Source organism: Pseudokineococcus basanitobsidens, from assembly GCF_037482545.1.
Lineage (GTDB): Bacteria > Actinomycetota > Actinomycetes > Actinomycetales > Quadrisphaeraceae > Pseudokineococcus > Pseudokineococcus basanitobsidens.
The window spans coordinates 426,322-445,758 of sequence record NZ_JBBIAA010000001.1 but is presented as its reverse complement, the minus strand read 5'-3'; the positions used below and the strand labels follow the sequence as shown (position 1 = coordinate 445,758).

The window sequence follows — 19,437 nt, the reverse complement described above, 5'->3', positions numbered from 1 at the left end:
CGGCCGCGCCGCCGCGGTCCTTGAGCGCGACACGCCGGGCTCCTCGCGAGCCCGGCGCGCCGCGCGCCCCCACCGCCGTGGGCGGGGCCTACTGGGTGACGAACTCGGTGAAGTACAGGTCCATGACCTCGTCGTGGTAGGCGTGCTCGACCTGCTCCAGGAGCTGGTGCTTGAGCTCGTCGCGGACCTCCGGCTTCGCCAGCTCCTCCACCGTGCGGCCGGAGAACGTGGTGATCGCGAGGTCCAGCGCCTCGCTGCCGTCGGCCTCGTGGGCGGCGTCGGCGGTCTGCTGGAGCGCGAGGCCGAGGCGGAGGTAGGAGCCGTCCGCGAGGTTCACGGAGACCGGCTCGAGCGTGACGACCTCCCCCTTCTCGGGCTCCGGCTCCTCCGCGGCGGCCTCGGCGTCGGCCGGGGCCCGGAGCACGAAGAACCACACCGCGGCGGCGACGACGAGCAGGAGCACGACGGCCCCCAGCAGGAGGGGCTTCTTCGACTTCTTCGCGGGCGCCTCGCTCTCGGCGGGGGCGGCGGTCTTGCTGGCCATGGTCTTCTCCGGGGAGGACGTCGGGGTGGCGGTGGTGCGGGCGGTGACGGGGCGGGCGGGCGGCATCTCAGTGCCCGTCCGCGGCGGCGGTGTCGGCGGCGGAGGCCTCGACCGCGGGGGCGACGGCGACCGGCTGGGGGGCGACGTCGACCGCGGGCGGGGCCGCGCCGGCGTCGAGCTCGGCCTGCGCCTTCGGCAGCAGGGCCTTGACCTCGGCCGGCTGGTCGGAGACGACGACGAGGTCGACCCGGCGGTTGCCGGTGAGGGCCTTCTCGTCGCCCCCGGGGTACAGGGGGCGCGTCTCGCCGTAGCCGAGCGCCGTCATGCGCTCGGGGGCGATGCCGTCGGCCTGGAGGTACCGGACGACGGCGGCGGCCCGGGCGGCCGACAGCTCCCAGTTGCTGGGGTACACCCCGCCGCGGACGGGCAGGCTGTTGGTGTGGCCCTCGAGGTCCAGGGGCTGCGGGGCGTCCGCGAGCACGGGGGCCATGGCGTCGAGGACGTCCTGGCCGGTCTCCCGGATGACGGCGCTGCTGGACTCGAAGAAGACGTCGTCGGCCACGATCGCGCCGACGAGGCCGCGGTCGGTGACGCGGAAGTCCACCCGGTCCCCCAGGCCGCCGCTCTGCAGCGCCGCGTCGAGCTGCCGCTGCAGGTCGTCCAGGCGCTGCACCTCCTCGCGGGCGGCGTCCATCGCCGGGCCGGCGCTGTCGGCGGCCGACCCCGCCGACGCCCCGGAGGCGCCGGCGGAGACGTCGAGCGACTCGTTCTGCACCGACACCTGCGGCGACGCCGGCGCCGCCACGGACCCGTTGCTCTCGAGCAGGCCGGAGCCGCCGTCGACGGGGATCGTCGCGCTGGCGCCGACACCGTCGGCGAGGCCCTGGCGCAGCTCGAGGAACTTCTGCGCGTCGACCTGGCTGATGGCGAACAGGACGATGAACAGCGCCATGAGCACGGTGATCATGTCGGCGTAGCTGACGAGCCAGCGCTCGTCCGGGCCGTCGTGGCCGCCCTCGTCGTGGCCGCCGCCGCGCCGGGCGCGCCCGTGGGCGCCGCCGGCGCTCACGCCGCCTCCTCCTTCGGCAGCTCGCCCTCCGGCACGAGGCTGGCGAGGCGCTGCTTGACCAGGCGCGGGTTCGAGCCGGCCTGGATGGCGAGCACGCCCTCGACGACGAGGTTCATCTGCGCCGCCTCGACCTCGGCGAGCCGCTTGAGGCGGTTCGAGATCGGCATCCAGAAGACGTTGGCGGAGAGCACTCCCCAGAGCGTCGCGACGAAGGCGCCGGCGATCATGTGGCCGAGACCACCCGGGTCGGAGAGGTTCTCGAGCACGTGGACGAGCGAGATGACGGTGCCGATGATGCCGATGGTCGGCGCGTAGCCGCCCATGTCGCTGAAGAACTTCGCCGAGCGCTTGTCCGCCGCGGCCCGCTGGTCGCTGCGGTCCAGCAGCATCGTGCGCAGGTCCTCGGGGTCGGTGCCGTCGACCGCGGCCTGCAGCCCGTCGCGCAGGAAGTCGTCGTCCACCTCCTTGACGGCGTCCTCGAGGGCCAGGAGCCCCTCGCGGCGCGCCCGCTCGGCGAGGGAGACGATCGTCGCGACCGTCTCGTCCATCTTCTTGGGCGGGGAGAGGAAGGCCTTCTTGAGGCTGCCGACGACGGCCTTGGCGTCCTTGAGCAGGCCGCCGGCGATCGCGACGCCGAAGGTGCCGCCGAAGACCAGGATCATCGGGGGCGGCAGGAAGATCGCCAGCGGGTTGCCGCCCTCCATGATCATCATGGTGAGGATGGCGCCGAGGCAGAGCAGGATGCCGATGATGCTCGCGGGGTCCATCACGACCTCCTGCGGCGGCGCAGCGGCACGGCCGGCGCGAGCTGGGGGGTGACGTCGTCCGGCCAGGCCGCGGAGGCGCTCTCCGGGCTCGCGGAGGCCAGCTCCTGCTGCTCGGCGAGGCGTCGGGCGGTCGCGATGACGGTCGCCCGGTAGTCGGTGACGCGGGCGACGACGTCCTCGACGGGCTCGGCGACGACGTACTTCGTGCCGTCGAGCAGCGTGAGGACCGTGTCGGGGGTGGACTCGACGCGTTCCAGCAGGTCGGGGTTGACCGCGAAGCGCGAGCCCGCGAGGCGGGTCAGGATGATCATGGGTGTCCGTCCGTGGGCGAGCGGCGGGGCGGTGCGCCACCGCCCGGTGGGGGGCCCGTCCGTGGGCCTCGTGCTCCTCATCGGCCGCCGCCGCGCCCTCCTGAGCGAGGGCGGGCGGCGGCCGATGGCCGTGCTGCGGGGCGCCGGTGGGGAGCGTCAGCGCTTGAGGTTGACGAGCTCCTGGAGCAGCTCGTCGGAGGTGGTGATGACGCGGGAGTTCGCCTGGAAGCCGCGCTGGGCGATGATGAGGTTGGTGAACTCCTGGGCGAGGTCGACGTTCGACATCTCCAGCGCGCCGGCCGCCAGGGTGCCGTTGGCGCCCTGGCCCGGGACGTCGATGACGACGGCGCCGGAGTTGACGCTCTCCCGGTAGTTCGAGGCGCCCGCCTTCTCCAGGCCGCCGTTGTTGGTGAAGGTCGCGATCGCGACCTGCCCGACGCTGCGCTGGGTGACGGCACCGTTGGGTCCGTCCGCCTTGAAGACGCCGGTGATGACGCCGTCGGAGCCGATCTTGTAGGCGGTCAGCGACTCGCCCGGGCCCGTCGCCGCGGCGAGGGAGATGGGGCCCATGGCGCCGGCGTCCCCGGCACCGGCGATGGCGCCGCCCGGGCCGGCCTGCCAGCCCTGCACGGGGTTGCCCTCGGGCGTCACGAGGGTCCCGTCGCGGTCGAAGTTGAAGGAGCCGGCGCGCGTGTACATCTGCTCGCCGCCGGCGTTGACGACGAAGAAGCCCTCGCCGCCGATGCTGAGGTCGGTGTTGCGGCCGGTCACCTGCGTGGAGCCCTGCCCGTAGTTCGTGCTCATGCCGGCGACGCGGACGCCGAGGCCCACCTGCGAGGGGTTCGTGCCGCCCTGGTTGGCGTTCTGGGGAGCGGCCGCCCCCTCGAGCAGCTGGCTGAAGGTGTCCTGGAACGTCACCTGCGAGCCCTTGAAGCCCGTCGTGTTGACGTTGGCGATGTTGTTGCCGGTGACGTCCATCATCATCTGGTGGGCCCGCAGGCCGCTGATGCCGGTGAACAGGGAACGGAGCACGAGGCGCCTCCTCAGGCGGGTGGTGCTGGGTCTGGGTCGGGTGGGACGGGTCGGGCGCTGGTGGGTCAGGCGGCCGCCGGCGCGGTGACGCCGGTGACGGAGGAGAGCGGGACGTCCGCCTGGCCGACGCGCAGGACGGGCCCGTCGGCGGTGAAGGCGACGGCGGAGACGGAGCCGGTGCCGGTCGCGTCGGTCGCGGGGTCACGCCAGGCGACGGTCCGGCCGACGAGCGCCGAGGACGACAGCTGCTGCTGCGAGGCGAAGGCCGCCTGGCTCGAGGTGACGAGCGCGGTGAGCTGCTCGACGGTCGTCAGCTGCGACGTCTGCGCCATCATCTGCGAGGTGTCCATGGGCGAGCTGGGGTCCTGGTAGCGCATCTGCGTCACCAGCAGCTTCATGAACGCGTCCTTGTCGAGGGTCTGCGTCGGCTCCCGCACCGGCTGGCCGAAGGCGTCGGTCGGCCCGGAGGCGGTCGTCGTCCCGGTCGTCGTCGCCGGGGTCACGGCGGCGAAGCCGCTCGGGACGGAGCCGATGCTCGTCACAGGTGTCCTCCTCGGGTCGGCCGCCGGGCGGCCGTGCGTGGCTCGTGCCCGGGCGCCCTGCGACGCCGGTCCTCCACGAGCCCTTCCGGGTGGCTCTCGGCACGTGCGGCTCCGGTCTGGACCTCCGGGGCCCGGCTCGAGCGCTCGCCGGGCCCCCGCGCTGCGCCGGTCGGGTGACGCGGCCCCGCGGAGGGTCCGGGACGCCGCCCCTCGGCCGCCGGTGACCGGGGACGCTGCGCCGGGGCGCCGCCGTCCGGGCGACCTCGCTCAGCCCCCGCCCGCGGGCAGCCGATCCGCTGCTGTGTGAGCACAGCCGGCCCCGCGCGCAGGGCACCCCGCCACCGGTCGGTCGACCCGACGGCGCTCGTGGCCCTGCCGGTGACCGCGACGGACCGCTCGAGCGCGCAGCAGGTGGCCCTGCTCTTCGCCGCGTGGGCCGGCCTGGGGCTGCTCGTGTGCCTGCTGCCGGGGCAGGGCGTCGACGTGCCGCTCATGCTCGCCGTCGGGACGGGCTTCGGCGTCGTCGCGGCCGTCGTGGCCGCCACCCGCCGCCTCCGGCGCTGGCAGCTGCACACCTGCCTGCTCCTGGCCTCGGCCGTCGCCGCCCTCGTCGTCCTCGACGCCCGCGGCTCCCCCCTGGCCCTCGCGTACTCGTGCGGCTTCCTCACGCTCACGATCGTGGCGATCAGCACGTGCTCCTGGGCGGGAGCGTCCCCGCACGTGCTGCTCGCGCTCGTCGGTCCCCTCCTGCCCGCGATCACCGGCGACGGGGACGCGTGGGCGAGCGCGACGATCGTGTCGGGCCTCATCGCCCTCACGACGCTGTACGCCGGGTTCATGGTGCGGGCCGCCGCCCGCGCCGAGGTCGACGCGCTCACGGGCGTCCCCAACCGCCGCGGCGCAGACCGCCGCCTCGACCAGCTCTCCGCGCTGGCCACCACGGGAAGCCCTGCGGCCGTGGCGCTCGTGGACCTCGACCACTTCAAGCAGGTCAACGACTCGCGCGGCCACGCGGCCGGCGACGCGTTGCTGCGGGCGGTGGCGCGGGGCCTGCGCGCGGGCGTCCCCGCCCCGGGCTGCGTGACGCGGTGGGGCGGGGACGAGTTCCTCGTCCTCGCCGCCACGGCACCGGAGCGGCTCGCCGACCACCTGGAGGTCGCGCGACGTCTGCTGCCCGACGGCGCCTCGTTCTCCGCGGGCGTCACCGGCCTGGTCCCCGGCGAGGGCCCGAGCGCCACGACCTCCCGCGCCGACGCCGCCCTCTACGCGGTCAAGCGCTCGCGGCGCGGGACGACCGAGGTCGCGAGCGTCCGTGAGACGGGGGCGCTGGTGCTGACGGGGCCGGAGACGGCGGGTCACGACGCGACGAGGCAGCAGGGGCCGTGACAGGAGGGGCCGTGACAGGAGGGCCGGGGCAGGACGCTCCCGGTCAGGACCTCACGCCCGCCGGCCCATGGCGCCGGTCACGCGTGCCGGTCGCCCCGCCGAGGCGGGCGCGGTCCACGGGCGCCGACGCCGGGGACGGCTGAGACGGCCTGCAGCGGTGCGCGTGCCGCCCCGCGACGCGGCGCGTCCCGGGTGGTCACGGAGCTCCTCGCCCGTCGTCGCAAGGGGAACGCGGCGCCGGCGCCGTGCCGTCGGCGCGGAGGGTCAGACCACGAGGTCGAGCAGGCCGCTGCCGTCCGCCCGCGGGGACGTCCGGACGGCGTCGGCGGGCCGGGTGGCGGGCGACCCGTCCACCCAGGCCGGGCGCGGTGCCCCCGGTACGGGTGCGCCTTGCCGGCCCCAGGGACGGCCGTCCGAGGAGCCGTCGCCCCCGCGTCCGAGGTCGGGGCCGACGTCGACGCTGGCCCCGCCGGCGGCGTCGGCCATGTCGCGACGCAGCTCGGGCAGCGCCTGGCGCAGGGCGTCGCGCCCCACCTCGGTCGTGGCGTGGAGCTGGACGGACAGGGCTCCGCCGACGACCTCCGCCACGACCCGGACGGGCCCGAGGGCCTCGGGCTGGAGGCGGACGACGACGCGGTGCACCCCGTCGCCGAGGCGCCGCAGGGCCGCCGCACGGGGGACCAGCTGGTCGGGCAGGGCGGCGTGCAGCGGAGTCTGCGCCGCGGCCGCGGCGACCCAGGCGGCGGGCGCGGACGGCGTCGGCGAGCCGACGGCGGCCACCGCAGGCGCCGTGGGGGCGCTCGCCGCCGGCGAGGCCGGGGCGGGCACGGTCGGCGCGGCCTGTACACCGGCCGTGGGAGCACCGGCCGTGGGAGCACCGGCCGTGGGCGCACCGGCCGACGTGCCCGTGGGCGGCGCGGCGGGGCTCGGCCCGGCGGTGCCCGCAGCGGTCGCGGCGGCGTCAGGGGCACCCGTGGGCGTGGGACCCGACGTCGCCTCCGTCCCCGGTGAGGTCGGTGTGGCGCCGTCGGCCGCGGACTGCGGCGTCGCAGCCGCCGCGGTCGCTGCCGCGGGGGGCGGGACCGGCGTGCCCGCAGGGACCGTGCCCGACGACGTCGCGCTCGGCACGGTCCCGGCCACCGGTGGTACACCCGCGGCGGGGGTCGGTGCCGTCGTCGTCGACGCGGTGGCGGTCGCGGCCGTCGCGGACGCGGCCGTCGCGGACGCGGCCGTCGCGGACGCGGCCGTCGCGGACGCGGCCGTCGCGGACGCGGCCGTCGCGGACGCGGCCGTCGCGGACGCGGCCGTCGCGGACGCGGCCGTCGCGGACGCGGCCGTCGCGGACGCGGCCGTCGCGGACGCGGCCGTCGCGGACGCGGCCGTCGCGGACGCGGCCGTCGCGGACGCGGCCGTCGCGGACGCGGCCGTCGCGGACGCGGCCGTCGCGGACGCGGCCGTCGCGGACGCGGCCGTCGCGGACGCGGCCGTCGCGGACGCGGCCGTCGCGGACGCGGCCGTCGCGGACGCGGCCGTCGCGGACGCGGCCGTCGCGGACGCGGCCGTCGCGGACGCGGCCGTCGCGGACGCGGCCGTCGCGGACGCGGCCGTCGCGGACGCGGCCGTCGCGGACGCGGCCGTCGCGGACGCGGCCGTCGCGGACGCGGCCGTCGCGGACGCGGCCGTCGCGGACGCGGCCGTCGCGGACGCGGCCGTCGCGGACGCGGCCGTCGCGGACGCGGCCGTCGCGGACGCGGCCGTCGCGGACGCGGCCGTCGCGGACGCGGCCGTCGCGGACGCGGCCGTCGCGGACGCGGCCGTCGCGGACGCGGCCGTCGCGGACGCGGCCGTCGCGGACGCGGCCGTCGCGGACGCGGCCGTCGCGGACGCGGCCGTCGCGGACGCGGCCGTCGCGGACGCGGCCGTCGCGGACGCGGCCGTCGCGGACGCGGCCGTCGCGGACGCGGCCGTCGCGGACGCGGCCGTCGCGGACGCGGCCGTCGCGGACGGGGACGTCGCGGTCGGGACCGACCGAGAGCTCGCAGTCCCCGGGGCCGCGAGGGCGGGCACCGCGGTGACGGGGACGGGCGGGGAGGACGGGACCGGTGCCGGTCCCTGCTCCCCCGCGTCGACGACCACGCCGGCCGCGACGGGCTCGGGGGCCTGCGGGCTCCTCCCCGCCCCGCCACGCCCGGGCTCCGACGTCACGGCCCCGGGAGCCCCCGGCACCGATGCGGGAGCACGGTCGGTCGTCGGGGTCGTCGGGGTCGTCGGGGTCGGGGCGGCCGCAGGCGTCGTGGGCGGCAGCCCGGCTGCCCCGTCCGCCGGGGACGAGGGCGCGAGGGCGACCACGTCGTCGGCGACGGCGCCGGTGGCCTGCGCCCCGGTCGCACGCGCCTCGGCCGTCTGCGCCTCGATCGTCTGTGCCTCGATCGTCTGTGCCGGGGCCGTCTGCGAGTCGCTGCTCTGCACCCCGGCTGCTGCGGGCACGGAGGCACCGGTCGCGCCCGGCAGCGACGCCGCGCCGTCCGCGGGGAGCGGCGCGGACGGGTCCGGCCGGCGGCCGGGGACGCGCAGCGCTGCGGGGCAGGGCGTCGGACGAGGCTGCGCGTCCCCGGTCGCCGGGCTCGCCGTCGCGCTGCCCTCCGCGGCGGTGGGACCGGCGGCGGCCACCGGCACGGCGGAGGTCGTCGACGGCACGGCGTCCTCGCCGGTGCCGTCCACGGCGTCGCGGCGCACGGGCTCGAGCGACCACGGGCGGTCGGCGGCGCCCGCGCGGGCGAGGACGTCGCGGCCCCGGCGGACCGCCGCCGACCCGGCGTCGACGCGCTCCTGCCCGCCCGGGGGCCGGGACGGCGCCGATGGCCGGTCCGCGCGTCCGGACGGAGCAGGCGCCACCTGACCGGCGAGGACGTCGTCGAAGGAGCCGCCCGGCGTCGCACCGCCGCTGCGCCCGCCCCGCCGCGGCAGCTCGCCCGACGGGCCCGGCAGGGTGCACGAGGGCCCCGGCAGGGTCCTCGAGGAGGTCGGCGCGGGGCGCCCCCCGAGGGCGGGGGCGCTCACGCGGCGATCCCGAGGGCGCCGGTGATCTTCCGCACGTACTGCTGCGTCTCGCGGTACGGCGGGACCCCGTCGTACCGGTCCACCGCACCCGGACCGGCGTTGTAGGCGGCGAGCGCCAGCGGCACCGAGCCGTCGTAGCGGCGCAGGTGCTGGGCGAGCAGGCGGGCCGCCCCGTCCACGGCCTGCGCCGGGTCCAGCGGGTCGACGCCGAGCCCGCGGGCCGTCGCCGGCATGATCTGCATGAGGCCCCGGGCGCCGGCGGGCGAGACCGCCGACGCGTCCCCGCCCGACTCCTGCTGCGCGACGGCGGCGAGCAGCCCGGCCGGGAGGTCGTACTTCTGCGTGGCGGCGGCGAAGAGCGGCTCGTGGCGCCGGACCGCGGCGCTGACGTCGCTGCGGATCGCCCCGGTCAACGAGCTCGGCCGGGCCGCGCTCGCGTCCAGGGTGCTCGCGCGTGCCGTCCCGGGGCCCTGCGCCGCCTCGGTGCCCAGCACACGCCGGATCGACGTGGGCGTCTCCCAGACGGTCGAGATCTTGACCACGTCCCCGCGGTGCGGCGCGTGGAGCATCTTCCCGCCGCCGACGTAGATGCCGATGTGGCTGCCGCCGTCCATGACGACGAGGTCGCCGGGTCGGGCCGCCGCAAGGTCCGGGACCTTCTCGCCCAGCCTCCCCTGGTCCTTCGCGACGCGGGGGACGTCGACACCGAGGTCCTTGAAGGCCCGCTGGACGAGCCCGGAGCAGTCCAGCCCGGTCGCCGGGTCGGTGCCGCCCCAGCGGTAGGGCACCCCGAGGTAGTCCTTCGCGGCGGCGACCAGCTGCTCACCCGTGGGGCCGTCCGCGGCGCGGGCTCCCTCGGCCGCGCCCGTCGTCCGACCGGTACGGGCGGCCGCCGGGGCCGCGCCACCCTCCACGAGGCCGGCGAGGAGCTCGGAGAACCCCTGCGACGACGCGCGGGCCGTCGTGGTGCTCGACAGCGCCGACGACGAGCTCGGGGCGGCGGTCGACCCCGTGGGCCCTGCGGCGGTACGGGTCGAGGTCCCGGCTGCGGCTGCCGCCGAGGGCAGGGCGCTCGGCGGGGCGAGCTGCGCCAGGCGGGACTGGATGTCCGCCAGGCGGGACTGGACCGCGGCGATGCCGCTCACGGGCGGTGCTCCTCGTCGTCCTGGGCGGTGGGGCCGAGCGGCCCCCTCCTGGTGTCATCGATCCGTCGCTGCTCCGCCTTGAGCGCGGCGCGCGCGTCCTCCGCGGCACGGCGTGCCTCCAGCTGCTCCAGCGCCTTCGTGCGGGCGCGGGCCGCGGCCCACGCACGCTCGGCCTCGCCGACGCGCTCGGCGGCCAGCGCGGCCTCGCCCTGGGCCTCCTGCAGCCCTGCCCGCAACGCGGACCGGGCCGCGACGGCGGCCGCCCAGCCGGCGGCCCCTCCCCCGCCGAGCTCGTGGGCGCCCAGGACGGCGCGGGCGTCGTCGCGCAGGCGCCCCGCGGTGCGCGAGGACGCGGCGGCGCGGGCGCTCTCCCCGGCGGCGAGCTTCTCCTGCGTGCGGCGCACGCGCAGCAGCCCGGCCAGGCGGAAGCCGCTCACGCGGCGCCCGGCCCGGCAGGAGCGGCGGTGGTGTCGGGGTCGAGCATCCGCGCGAGGCCGGACAGCGCGGCCCACGACGTCGCGACGTCCGCGACGTCGTCGACGGCCTGGGTGAGGAAGGCGCGCGTGGACGGCGCCGCGGCCAGCGCGGCGTCGACGAGCGGGTCGGCGCCCGGCACGTAGGCGCCGACGTCGACGAGGTCCTGCGCGTCCCGGCGGGCGGCGAGCGCCCTGCGCACCGTGGTGGCGTCGGCACGCTGCTGCGGCGTGGTGACCCGGGTCGCCACGCGGGAGACGGAGCCGAGGACGTCGATGCTGGGGAAGTGGCCGGCCGTGGCGAGCCTGCGGTCGAGGACGACGTGCCCGTCCAGGATGGAGCGGGCGGCGTCGGCGACCGGCTCGTCGTGGTCGTCGCCGTCGACGAGCACCGTGTAGATGCCCGTGATCGAGCCCACGACACCGGGTCCCGCGCGCTCCAGCAGCCGCGGCAGCATCGCGAAGACCGACGGGGGGAAGCCCCGCGTGGCCGGCGGCTCCCCGACGGACAGGCCGATCTCGCGCTGGGCGGTGGCCACGCGCGTCAGCGAGTCCATCATCAGCACGACCGACAGGCCCTGGTCGCGGAAGTGCTCGGCGACGGCGGTCGCGGTGGCCGCGGCCCGCAGGCGCACGAGCGGCGGCTCGTCGCTCGTCGCGACGACGACGACGCTGCGCGCCAGCCCCTCGGGGCCGAGGTCGTCCTCGAGGAACTCGCGCACCTCCCGGCCGCGCTCGCCCACGAGCGCGAGGACGACGACGTCGGCGTGCGTGCCCCTCGCCACCATGGACAGCAGGCTCGACTTGCCGACGCCGGAGCCGGCGAAGAGACCGAACCGCTGCCCGCGGCCGGCGGGGACGAGCGTGTCGAGCGCCCGGACGCCGAGCGGCAGCGGCTCGCTGACGCGCCGGCGGTCCAGCGCCGGCGGCGGCGGGGCGTCCAGGGGGACCTCGACGAGGCCCGCGGGCAGCGGGCGGCCGTCGAGCGGACGTCCGAGCCCGTCGAGCACACGCCCGAGGAGCCCCTCGCCCACGCGGGCGGTGAGACGACGGGCCACCCGGCGGACGGGGTCGCCGGCGGCCAGGCCGTCCGCCGTGCCCAGCGGCATGCAGGCCAGGACACCCGCGCGGACGCCGACCACCTCGGCGCGCACGCCCGCGCCCTCGGGCCCGATCTCCAGCACCTCGCCGACCCCGGCGACGAGGCCGACGACGTCGACGGCGAGCCCGCTCACGGAGCGGACGCTGCCGAGCTCGCGCGGGGCGGCGGCGCGGACGGCGTCCGCGAGGAGGTCGCGCAGCGCGCCGGCACCCGCGGGCAGCCCCGGGACGAGGACGGGGGTCGCCGTCCGCGGCAGCGGCACGGGGCTAGTGAGGGCCGGCGCGGCGCCCCGGAGGGGTCCGCCGTCCTCGGCCGGCCCGTGCTGGTGCGGACGGCGCTGCACCGGCGCGGTCCAGCGGTGCCCGAGCGGGGTCGCGGGTCGCTCGCCCCCGGCCCGGTCCTGCTCGTCGGCGCGGACGGCGTCGTCGAGGACGGCGGTGGCGACGGACGGGCCGGCCGGGGCGCTCACGCGGCGTCCCCGAGCAGGGCGGCGCGGGCGCGGTCGAGCGCCGTGCGCAGCCGCGCGTCGACGCTGCCGCCGGGGTGCTCGGCGACGGCGTCGCCCCGGCCGAGCGCGGGGTCGGCGACGAGCGTGACGCGCTCGGGCACCTCCCCCGCGCTGCGGACCTCGACGAGGTCGACGGGGTGCAGGCGCACGGTGAGGGCTCCCGTGGGCGGGCAGGGCGCGAGCGCGCGCAGCAGCGCCGCGCGCGCTCCGGCACCGCCGCGCACCTCGGCGCCGACGACGGCGGCGGCCAGGTCCAGCCCGGTCCGCGCCAGGGCGTCGGTGCAGTCGGCGACCACGGGCGCCTCGCGGGCCTCGAGGTCGGCCGCGGCCCCGAGCAGGGCCGCGAGCGCGCTGCGCACCTGGGCGTGGTCGCGGTCGCGCTCGGCCCGCAGCCGGGACAGCTCGGCCTCCAGCGCCGCCTGCGCGCGCTCGGCGGCCGCAGTGGCTCCCGTGGCCCAGCCGGCCGCGTACCCCGCGGCGTAGCCGGCGGCCCGCCCGGCGCCGTGGGCGGCGCCGGCGGCCACGGGTCCGGGGACGCGCCAGGGGGCCGGTCGGGCCTGCGGCGGCGCCGTCGTCACCCCTCCCGCGAGCAGGGCCTCAGGAGACGTACTCATCGGCGCCCTCTCGTCGCAGCACGATCTCGCCGGACGCCTCGAGGCCGCGGATGACCGCGACGACGGAGCCGCGGGCCTCCTCGACGTCGGACAGGCGGACGGCGCCGAGCAGGTCGATCTCCTCGACGAGGTTCTCCCGCGCCCGCTCGGAGACGTTGGACAGGACCTTGTCCCGCGTGGCGTCGGCCGTGCCCTTGAGCGCGAGCGCGAGGACCGACGTCTCGACCTGGCGGGCGAGCAGCTGGACCGCCTTGTCCTCCAGGCCCGTGATGTCGTCGAAGACGAACATCTTCTGCCGCACCGCCTCGGCGAGCTCGGCGTCCCGCGCGTCGAGGCCCTCGAGCACGGTCTTCTCGGTGGCCGGGTCGGCGCGGGCGAGGAGGTCGACGAGCGGCTGGAGACCACCGACCGGCGCGCTGGACGCGGCCGCCGGGATGATCGTCGAGCTGCGGCGCGAGAGGTCCTCCGCGACCAGGTTGACGAGGTCGGGGTCGGGGCGGTCCATGACGGCGATGCGGTGGGCGACGTCCGTCTGGACGGGCGCCGGCAGACCCGCCAGCACGGTGGAGGCCTGGGGCGGCGCGAGGTGCGCGAGCACCAGCGCCGTCGTCTGCGGGTGCTCGCCGGCCAGGAAGCTGAGGATCTGGCGCGGGTCCATGTCGAGCAGGAACTCGAACACCTTGCCCGGCGTGGCGATCGCCACGCGCTCGAGGACGTCGTCGGCGCGCGAGCTGCCGAGCGTCGCCTCGAGGATGCCGCGGGCGACGGCGACGCCGCCGCGGGTGACGTGCGGGCCGCCGGTGCGCGCGAGGTCGCGGAACTCGGCGATGACGTCGTCGGCCGTCCCCGGGTCGAGGGAGCCGAGCTGGGCGATCTCCGCGGCCAGCTCCTCGACCTCCACGGCCCCCATCCGCTCGAGCACGCGGGCGGCCTGCTCGCGGCCGAGCTGGACGAGGACGACGGCGGCCTTCTGGCTGCCCGTGAGCGCGCCGGGCTCGCGGACGGCGAGGGCGCTCATCGCTTGTCCGCCGTGAGCCAGCCGCGGAGGAGCTCGGCCACGTCGTCCGGCGAGCGCTCGGCGAGCTCCATGACCTGGTCGCGGGCGACCGCCGCGGCGTCCTTGGGCGCCGGCTCGAGGGCCTGCCGGGGGGCCGGGACGGCGGCGAGCGCGTCCGTGGCCGGGGCCGGGGCGGGGACCGCCTCCAGGGCACCGAGGTCGAGCGCCTCCGCCTGCTCGGCCGCGAGGGCGGCGGCCCGGCGCCTGCGGCGCCACGCCGCGACGGCGGCGACGAGCAGGAGCAGGAGCACCACGACGAGGACCGCGGCGGTCTGCAGGAGCGTGGTGCGCGCCTGCGCGGCCTCGGCCGCGTCCGCGGCGGCGGCCGCCTCGGCGGCGGCGTCGGCCCCGCTCGTGTCGAACGGCATCTGGGCGACGCTGACGACGTCGCCGCGGGCCGGGTCGATGCCGGCGGCCGTGGCGACCGCCTGCTCCAGCTGCGCCATGTCGACGGCGCGGGAGGCCTCGGTGTCGACGACGACCGACACGGACTGGCGCGCGACGCCGCCGGGAGCGCCCTGCGTCGTCGTCGTCGTCTTGTTGACGCCGTTCGTGCGGTCGGTGCTGCTGCTCGTGTACCCGCCGGTCGTCCCGTCGGTGCCCTGCGTCGTCGCGTTCGGCACCGCGATGTTGTCCGGGCCCAGGATCCCCGTGCCGCCGAGCTGCCCGCCGACCGCGGCTCCGCCGGCGCCGGTGTACTCCTCCTTCTGCCCGCTCTCGGTGAGCGCCAGGGGGCCGCCCTCGGGCTGGGTGAACTCCTCGGCGGTGCTCGTGACGTCGTCGAAGTCCAGGTCGGCGGTCACGGTGGCGACCGCCTTGCCCGGGCCGACCACGCGGTCGAGCACCTGCTGGAGGTCGCCGGTGACGCGGCTCTCGTAGTCGGCCGTCTGCTGGTCGCGTATCCCGCCGGCGGCGCCCGCGCCGGCGCCGGCCGCGGACAGCAGCGTGCCCGCGCCGTCGACGACGGTGACGTCCTCGGGGCTCATCCCCTCCACGCTGGAGGAGACGAGGTTGAGGATCGACTGCACCTGCGCGTCCGAGACCTCCTGCCCCGGACGGGTCGTCACCAGCACCGAGGCCGTCGGGGTGCCGGCCGTGTCGGCGAAGACGTCGTCCTCGGGGATGGCCAGCTGCACGCGGGCGCTCTCGACGCTGGCGATGGAGCCGATGGTGGTGGCGAGCTCGCCCTCCAGGGCCCGCTGCCAGGTGGTCCGCTGCTGGAACTGCGAGGCGGTGACGCCCTGCTCGTCGAGCAGCGCGTACCCGGTGCCGGCGTCGCCGGGCAGCCCGGCGGCGGAGGCGTCCAGGCGCAGGCCGTAGACCTGGTCCTGGGGGACCAGGATGGTCGCGCCGCCGTCGACGAGCTCGTAGGGCGTGCCCGCGGCGTCGAGCTGCTCGGTGATGGCGCTCGCGTCGCTCATCGCGAGGTTCGAGAAGAGCGGCGTCATCGTCGGCTCGCTGGCCCAGCGCCAGAACACCGCGCCGCCGAGGACGAGCCCGGCGATGCCGAGGACGGCGATGAGCTTCTGCGCGGCGGTGAAGGACCCGAAGGTCGTCCCGACCTTCTTCAGCGGACCGAGGACTCCTGCTGCGGCACCCATCAGGCCTGCAACCTCATGATCTCGGAGAAGGCCTCGACGGCCTTATTGCGGACGGCGACCGTGAGCTCGGTGGCGAGCTTCGCCTGGTTCGCCGCGATGACGTAGTCGTGGACGTCGGTGAGGTCACCGGTCGCCGCCTGCACGGCCTTGCTGTCGGCCGTGGCCTCCAGCCCCTCGACGCTCTGCAGGCCGCGGGCCAGGGCCGCGCCGAAGGCGTTGGTGACGTCGCCGCTCGAGGCCGGCTGCTCGACCAGCCCGGCCGGGGCGACCGATCCGGTGGGCAGCGACGGCAGGCTGGGCGCGACGCCGCGGGTGGCGCCGCCGAGGGCCTCGATCCCCATGACGCTCATCCGCCGGAGCCGATCCGCAGGGCCGCGAGGTAGGTCTCGCGGGCACGGTCGACGACGGCGAGGTTCGCCTGGTAGCCGCGCTGAGCCATGATCATCTGCGACATCTGGCTGCCGAGGTCGACGTCGGGGTAGCGCACGTAGCCCTCGGCGTCGGCGAGGGCGTTGTCCGGCTCGTAGACCATGCGGCCCTCGGGCGACGACGCGGCGGTGACGCCGGCGACGCGGACCCCGCTCGTTCCGGCGCCGTAGTCGACGGCTTCCACCTGGACGCGCTTCTCCTGGTAGGCGGCCTCGCTCGTCGGCTTCGCCGTGTTGATGTTCGCGATGTTGTCGCTGATGGCGTCGAGCCACTTGCGGTGCACGGTCGCCCCGGTGCCCGCGACGCCGATGGCCTGGAAGATGGTCACGAGGTCCTCATCGCGGTGCGCAGCAGGGACATCCGGTCGGTGACGGCCTGCGTGACCAGCTGGTAGCGCAGCACGGTGTCCGTGGCCGAGATCGACTCGGTGTCGAGGTTGACGTTGTTGCCGTCCTCGCGCGTCGGCTCCAGGGAGCGGGCCGTCGTCGGGCCGGTGGCGCCGATGCGGCGGGTGTCCCCCGAGCGGACGGCGTCGCGCAGCGAGTCCTCGAACTCGACGCGGCCGGCGAGGAAACCCGGGGTGTCGATGTTGGCGACGTTGTCCGCGCCGGCCCGCTGGCGGGCGGAGAGCCCGCTCAGGGCGACGCGGAGCGCCGTGCTGGTGACGTCTGAGAACACCGGCGTGTCCTGCCTCGGCTTCGTGGCCCCCGCAGTGCGGGGGCGGGTACGTGGCCGGTCCGTGGCCGTGGGGCGAGCTGTCCGTGCTCACAGGAGGCTTCGGCCGCACGGGTGGATCCCTTGAGCGGCGTCCGAGAGGGTGACCCCGCGCTGCGCCGTCGGGGTGAGGCCCCGGCGTGTCGCGGTGCGCCGCGCCGATCCGCGGCGCCGCGGTCGGAGGCCGGCGGGGTCGCGCGCGACCCCGATCTGCGGCCACGTCGGGGGTGAGCACGTCCACGAGAGCCCGATCTGCGGCCACGTCGGGCCCGAGCAGTCGTGCTGACCCCGTCATGGCCACACGTCGGGGCGGGGACGTGGCCCGCGGCCCCCGCGAAGTCCGGAGGCCGGCTCCACCGGAGCGTCGGTGCGCGCGCTCCTACAGGGCGACGTCGAGGTAGACGGCGCCGTCGCCGCCCGTTCGAGCCCTGCGGGCGTCGACGAGGGAGTCGACGGCGCGGGCCTGGCGGCGGTTGAGCACGAGGGCGCGGCCGAGGGCGTCGGCGGCGCGGGCCTGGCGGTCGGCGAGAGCACGGGCGCGGTCCGCCAGCGGCAGCGGCAGCGGCCCGAGGCCGGACGGCGGGGTCCAGGGCCGGCGGAGGGCGGCGGCCGGCAGCTCGGCGTGCCGGTGCAGGCGCGCGAGCAGCTCCTCGGCGGCGTCGACCTCGACCTCGAGGTCGGCGAGCGCGGCCTCCCAGCTCTCGGTGAAGGAGGGCCCGCCGGGATCGGGCACCGACCGCTCCGCCGCGGCCGCAGGACCGGCCGAGCGTGCGCGCCGGCTGTCCTCCCGCAGCCGACCCGCCGCGGGAGCAGGGCGACGGGCCGGGGTCTGGTCGCCGCGGCGGGGAGCGGGGACGCCGGCTCCACCGAGCGGGGCGGTGGGGGTCGCGGACCGCTCCCCCGCGCTCGTCGTCACCGCGCGCTCACGCGCTGACGGACAGCAGGCCGCCGACGGGCGCGGACGAGGCGGCGCGCTGCGCCGGGACGGCGGACGACGGGGTCGCCGTCTGCTGGGCCGCGGCGTGCCAGGCATCCCGCAGCGGCTCGACGATCGCACGGCACGACGCCGTGCGCGCCGGGTCGCCGGTGACGTTGGCCTCGACGAGCTCGGAGGCGAGGAACGTGTACAGCCCGGCGAGCCCCGCCGCGCCGGCCCAGGTGCCCGACGTGTCGAGCGAGCTGTGCAGCTCGGTGACGACGTCCTGGGCGTGCTGCAGCTGGCTGTTCGCGACGGCCCGGTCGCCGGCCTCCTGCGCGCGCTCGGCGCGGGACAGGTCGAGGACCAGCCGGTCGTAGAGCATCGTCAGCAGCTTGGCCGGCGAGGCCGTGGCGACGGCGTCGGCCAGGAAGCGGGCGCGCGCGGCGGCGGCGTTCTGCACGGGGGTCCCTCTCGTCGGTGGCGGCCCCGGTACGGGACTCGGTGGTGCGGTCGGTGGACCCGAGGGTCAGCTGCTCCAGCTCGGGAGCCCGGCGATCTGGCCCGCGAGGTAGGTCGACTGCGCCTGGAGGTTCGCGAGCGCCGGTTCGAGCGCGGCGAACTGCCGCTCGAGGGTGGCGCGCCGCAGCTCGAGGCGGGTGTCCCAGCGGTCGACCTGCTCGCCGAGGTCCTTGACGGTGCTCCGGCGACCCGTGATCGCGGTGGTGACCGCACCGCTGACGGGGTCGCTCGTCGCCTTGGCGACGGCGGACAACCGCTCGGCGAGACCGGTGACGAGCGCCTGCGCCCTGGCCGGGTCCTCGGCCGAGAGCTTCGCGAAGGCGGCCTCGTCGAAGGCGAGGGTGCCCTCACGGGTCAGCTGGACGCCGGCGGGTGCGGTCGAGACCCCACCGCCCGTCACGGCGGAGAGCAGGCTCTGGATGGTCCCGCGGACGACGGCGTCCCCGGCGAGGGGCCCCTTGGTGCTCGTGCCGCCGCTCGTCGTGGCGGGTGTCGCCGCGCTCTGGCTGCGCATCTCGGCCAGCGCGGTGTTCACCGACTCGACGAGGTTCTTGGCCGCGGTCGTCGCCGCGGTCGCGTCCTTGGTGACGGTGACGGTGACCGCCTCGGGGCTCGCCGTCGTCGGGCGGATCGAGACGCCGGGGAGCAGGTCGTCGAAGCTGCCGGTGGCCGAACGCAGCCGGAAGCCGCCACCCAGGTCGATCTCGGCGTCGTCCCCGGCGACGAGGAGGACCTCCTCCCCCAGCGCGTCCTCGAGGCCCGTCAGCTCGAACTGGCCTGCGGAGCCGGTCGTGCTGCTGGAGACCTGGAGCCGGTACTGCCCCGGGGAGACCTGGAGCACCGTGGCCCGCATGCCCAGGTCCGCGTCACCGTTGATGGCGGCGGCGACGTCCCGGATGGTGCCGTTGCCGCCGACCATGAGCCGGACGGCGTCGGTCCCGGCGTTCGGGAACTCGATCGAGACCTCGTAGGGCGGACCGCTGACCACCGTCGCGTCGGCGGCGACGTCGCTGCCGCTGACGACCGAGTGCGCCGCGGCGACCTGCAGCACCTCGAAGCGCACCGCGCCGGGACGGGCGTCAGCAGAGGCGACGGCCGTGGCGGTCACCGAAGGTGAGCTGCTCGTCGCCGTCGTCGCCGTCCAGGCCGTCCCCGGCGTCGAGACGCCGAGACTCGTCGTGGGCAGCACCTTGGCGGCGGCCGCGGTGATGGAGCTGAACCGCGTGTTGATGGACTGCAGCGCCGAGATCTGCTTCTCGAATGCCGTCACCTGGCTCTTGAGGCGCGTCTGCGACAACGCCTCGACCGACATCAGCTGGCTGATGATGGTCTTGGTGTCGAGACCGCTCGAGAGGCCCGAGATCGAGAGCCCTCCGGCCATGACGTCCTCCTGGTGTTGCTGCGTGAGCTGCGCCGGCACTGTCCGCCGGCGTGCGCGGTCCGCCTCCACGGGCGGGTCTGCTGGGTCCATCGGTGCCACGGGCGCAGAACTGAACGCCCGCGCGGTCGGCGCCGCCGACCGGGTGAGCCCCGCTCGTTGAGGAGCCGCTCGACCCTGGACGCAGTGGTGGCGGGCCGTCCCGGGGGACGACCCGCCACCGGCGGTGGGGGGGGGGGGGGGGGGGGGGGGGGGGGGGGGGGGGGG

General features: G+C 77.3%; 21 protein-coding genes. 2 read left to right on the top strand and 19 right to left on the bottom strand.

The features are described from left to right. Positions 1-88: 88 nt before the first annotated feature. The 6 genes from WDZ17_RS01985 to WDZ17_RS01960 all read right to left on the bottom strand — a co-directional run bounded on the left by WDZ17_RS01985 (position 89) and on the right by WDZ17_RS01960 (position 4,265). Positions 89-544: a flagellar basal body-associated FliL family protein gene (locus WDZ17_RS01985; protein ID WP_339573458.1), complete on the bottom strand. Its 456-nt coding sequence runs from the start codon at positions 542-544 to the stop codon at positions 89-91. A 67-nt stretch (positions 545-611) separates the two neighbouring features. Next, the gene (locus tag WDZ17_RS01980) at positions 612-1,613 is read right to left on the bottom strand and encodes a flagellar motor protein MotB (RefSeq protein ID WP_339573457.1); all 1,002 of its coding nucleotides are present in this window, start codon (positions 1,611-1,613) and stop codon (positions 612-614) included. Then, the gene (locus WDZ17_RS01975) at positions 1,610-2,380 is read right to left on the bottom strand and encodes a motility protein A (RefSeq protein ID WP_339573456.1); all 771 of its coding nucleotides are present in this window, start codon (positions 2,378-2,380) and stop codon (positions 1,610-1,612) included. The genes WDZ17_RS01980 and WDZ17_RS01975 overlap by 4 nt, the downstream gene beginning before the upstream one ends. Beyond that, complete coding sequence (locus WDZ17_RS01970; protein WP_339573455.1) at positions 2,380-2,691, bottom strand: flagellar FlbD family protein; 312 nt, start codon at positions 2,689-2,691, stop codon at positions 2,380-2,382. Before WDZ17_RS01970 ends, WDZ17_RS01975 begins: the two co-directional genes overlap by 1 nt. 156 nt (positions 2,692-2,847) lie before the next feature. After that, positions 2,848-3,723: a flagellar hook-basal body complex protein gene (locus WDZ17_RS01965; RefSeq protein ID WP_339573454.1), complete on the bottom strand. Its 876-nt coding sequence runs from the start codon at positions 3,721-3,723 to the stop codon at positions 2,848-2,850. 65 nt (positions 3,724-3,788) lie between these two features. Next, positions 3,789-4,265 carry a flagellar hook assembly protein FlgD gene (locus WDZ17_RS01960; RefSeq protein ID WP_339573453.1) on the bottom strand — a complete coding sequence of 159 codons (477 nt, stop codon included), beginning with the start codon at positions 4,263-4,265 and terminating at the stop codon, positions 3,789-3,791. 303 nt (positions 4,266-4,568) lie between these two features. Here WDZ17_RS01960 and WDZ17_RS01955 point away from each other — a divergent pair, with 303 nt between their 5' ends. Beyond that, positions 4,569-5,651, top strand: coding sequence for a GGDEF domain-containing protein (locus WDZ17_RS01955; protein ID WP_339573452.1), 1,083 nt, complete (start codon positions 4,569-4,571; stop codon positions 5,649-5,651). Between the two features lie 264 nt (positions 5,652-5,915). Here the strand turns inward: WDZ17_RS01955 and WDZ17_RS01950 are convergent, their stop codons facing one another. After that, positions 5,916-6,431 carry a flagellar hook-length control protein FliK gene (locus WDZ17_RS01950; RefSeq protein WP_339573451.1) on the bottom strand — a complete coding sequence of 172 codons (516 nt, stop codon included), beginning with the start codon at positions 6,429-6,431 and terminating at the stop codon, positions 5,916-5,918. A 307-nt stretch (positions 6,432-6,738) separates the two neighbouring features. On the opposite strand from WDZ17_RS01950, the gene WDZ17_RS01945 reads away from it, so the two are divergent. Next, complete coding sequence (locus WDZ17_RS01945) at positions 6,739-8,550, top strand: hypothetical protein (protein ID WP_339573450.1); 1,812 nt, start codon at positions 6,739-6,741, stop codon at positions 8,548-8,550. A gap of 157 nt (positions 8,551-8,707) precedes the next feature. Here WDZ17_RS01945 and WDZ17_RS01940 read toward each other — a convergent pair whose 3' ends face one another. From WDZ17_RS01940 to fliD, 12 genes are all read right to left on the bottom strand, one after another. Next, positions 8,708-9,856 (bottom strand): transglycosylase SLT domain-containing protein, encoded by a 1,149-nt coding sequence (locus tag WDZ17_RS01940; protein ID WP_339573449.1) that lies wholly within the window; start codon positions 9,854-9,856, stop codon positions 8,708-8,710. Further along, positions 9,853-10,293: a flagellar FliJ family protein gene (locus WDZ17_RS01935; RefSeq protein WP_339573448.1), complete on the bottom strand. Its 441-nt coding sequence runs from the start codon at positions 10,291-10,293 to the stop codon at positions 9,853-9,855. The genes WDZ17_RS01940 and WDZ17_RS01935 overlap by 4 nt, the downstream gene beginning before the upstream one ends. After that, positions 10,290-11,651, bottom strand: coding sequence for a FliI/YscN family ATPase (locus WDZ17_RS01930; protein ID WP_422631785.1), 1,362 nt, complete (start codon positions 11,649-11,651; stop codon positions 10,290-10,292). The genes WDZ17_RS01935 and WDZ17_RS01930 overlap by 4 nt, the downstream gene beginning before the upstream one ends. A 245-nt stretch (positions 11,652-11,896) precedes the next feature. Continuing rightward, on the bottom strand, positions 11,897-12,553 hold the full coding sequence (locus WDZ17_RS01925; protein WP_339573446.1) for a FliH/SctL family protein: 657 nt from the start codon (positions 12,551-12,553) through the stop codon (positions 11,897-11,899). Next, a complete protein-coding gene (gene fliG / locus WDZ17_RS01920; RefSeq protein ID WP_339573445.1) occupies positions 12,537-13,571 on the bottom strand; it encodes a flagellar motor switch protein FliG in 1,035 nt (344 codons plus the stop codon). The genes WDZ17_RS01925 and fliG overlap by 17 nt, the downstream gene beginning before the upstream one ends. Further along, complete coding sequence (fliF, locus tag WDZ17_RS01915; protein ID WP_339573444.1) at positions 13,568-15,211, bottom strand: flagellar basal-body MS-ring/collar protein FliF; 1,644 nt, start codon at positions 15,209-15,211, stop codon at positions 13,568-13,570. The genes fliG and fliF overlap by 4 nt, the downstream gene beginning before the upstream one ends. Then, positions 15,211-15,561 (bottom strand): flagellar hook-basal body complex protein FliE, encoded by a 351-nt coding sequence (gene fliE / locus WDZ17_RS01910; RefSeq protein ID WP_339573443.1) that lies wholly within the window; start codon positions 15,559-15,561, stop codon positions 15,211-15,213. Before fliE ends, fliF begins: the two co-directional genes overlap by 1 nt. Next, entirely contained in the window at positions 15,558-15,968 is a 411-nt protein-coding gene (locus WDZ17_RS01905) for a flagellar basal body rod protein FlgC (protein ID WP_339573442.1), read from the bottom strand. The genes fliE and WDZ17_RS01905 overlap by 4 nt, the downstream gene beginning before the upstream one ends. Then, positions 15,965-16,318, bottom strand: coding sequence for a flagellar basal body rod protein FlgB (locus WDZ17_RS01900; protein ID WP_339573441.1), 354 nt, complete (start codon positions 16,316-16,318; stop codon positions 15,965-15,967). The genes WDZ17_RS01905 and WDZ17_RS01900 overlap by 4 nt, the downstream gene beginning before the upstream one ends. A 415-nt stretch (positions 16,319-16,733) precedes the next feature. Continuing rightward, positions 16,734-17,087, bottom strand: a complete 354-nt coding sequence (locus WDZ17_RS01895; RefSeq protein WP_339573440.1) for a hypothetical protein — start codon at positions 17,085-17,087, stop codon at positions 16,734-16,736. A 190-nt stretch (positions 17,088-17,277) separates the two neighbouring features. Further along, a complete protein-coding gene (fliS, locus tag WDZ17_RS01890) occupies positions 17,278-17,733 on the bottom strand; it encodes a flagellar export chaperone FliS (protein WP_339573439.1) in 456 nt (151 codons plus the stop codon). A gap of 66 nt (positions 17,734-17,799) precedes the next feature. Continuing rightward, on the bottom strand, positions 17,800-19,173 hold the full coding sequence (gene fliD, locus WDZ17_RS01885; RefSeq protein WP_339573438.1) for a flagellar filament capping protein FliD: 1,374 nt from the start codon (positions 19,171-19,173) through the stop codon (positions 17,800-17,802). Between the last annotated feature and the right edge of the window lie 264 nt (positions 19,174-19,437).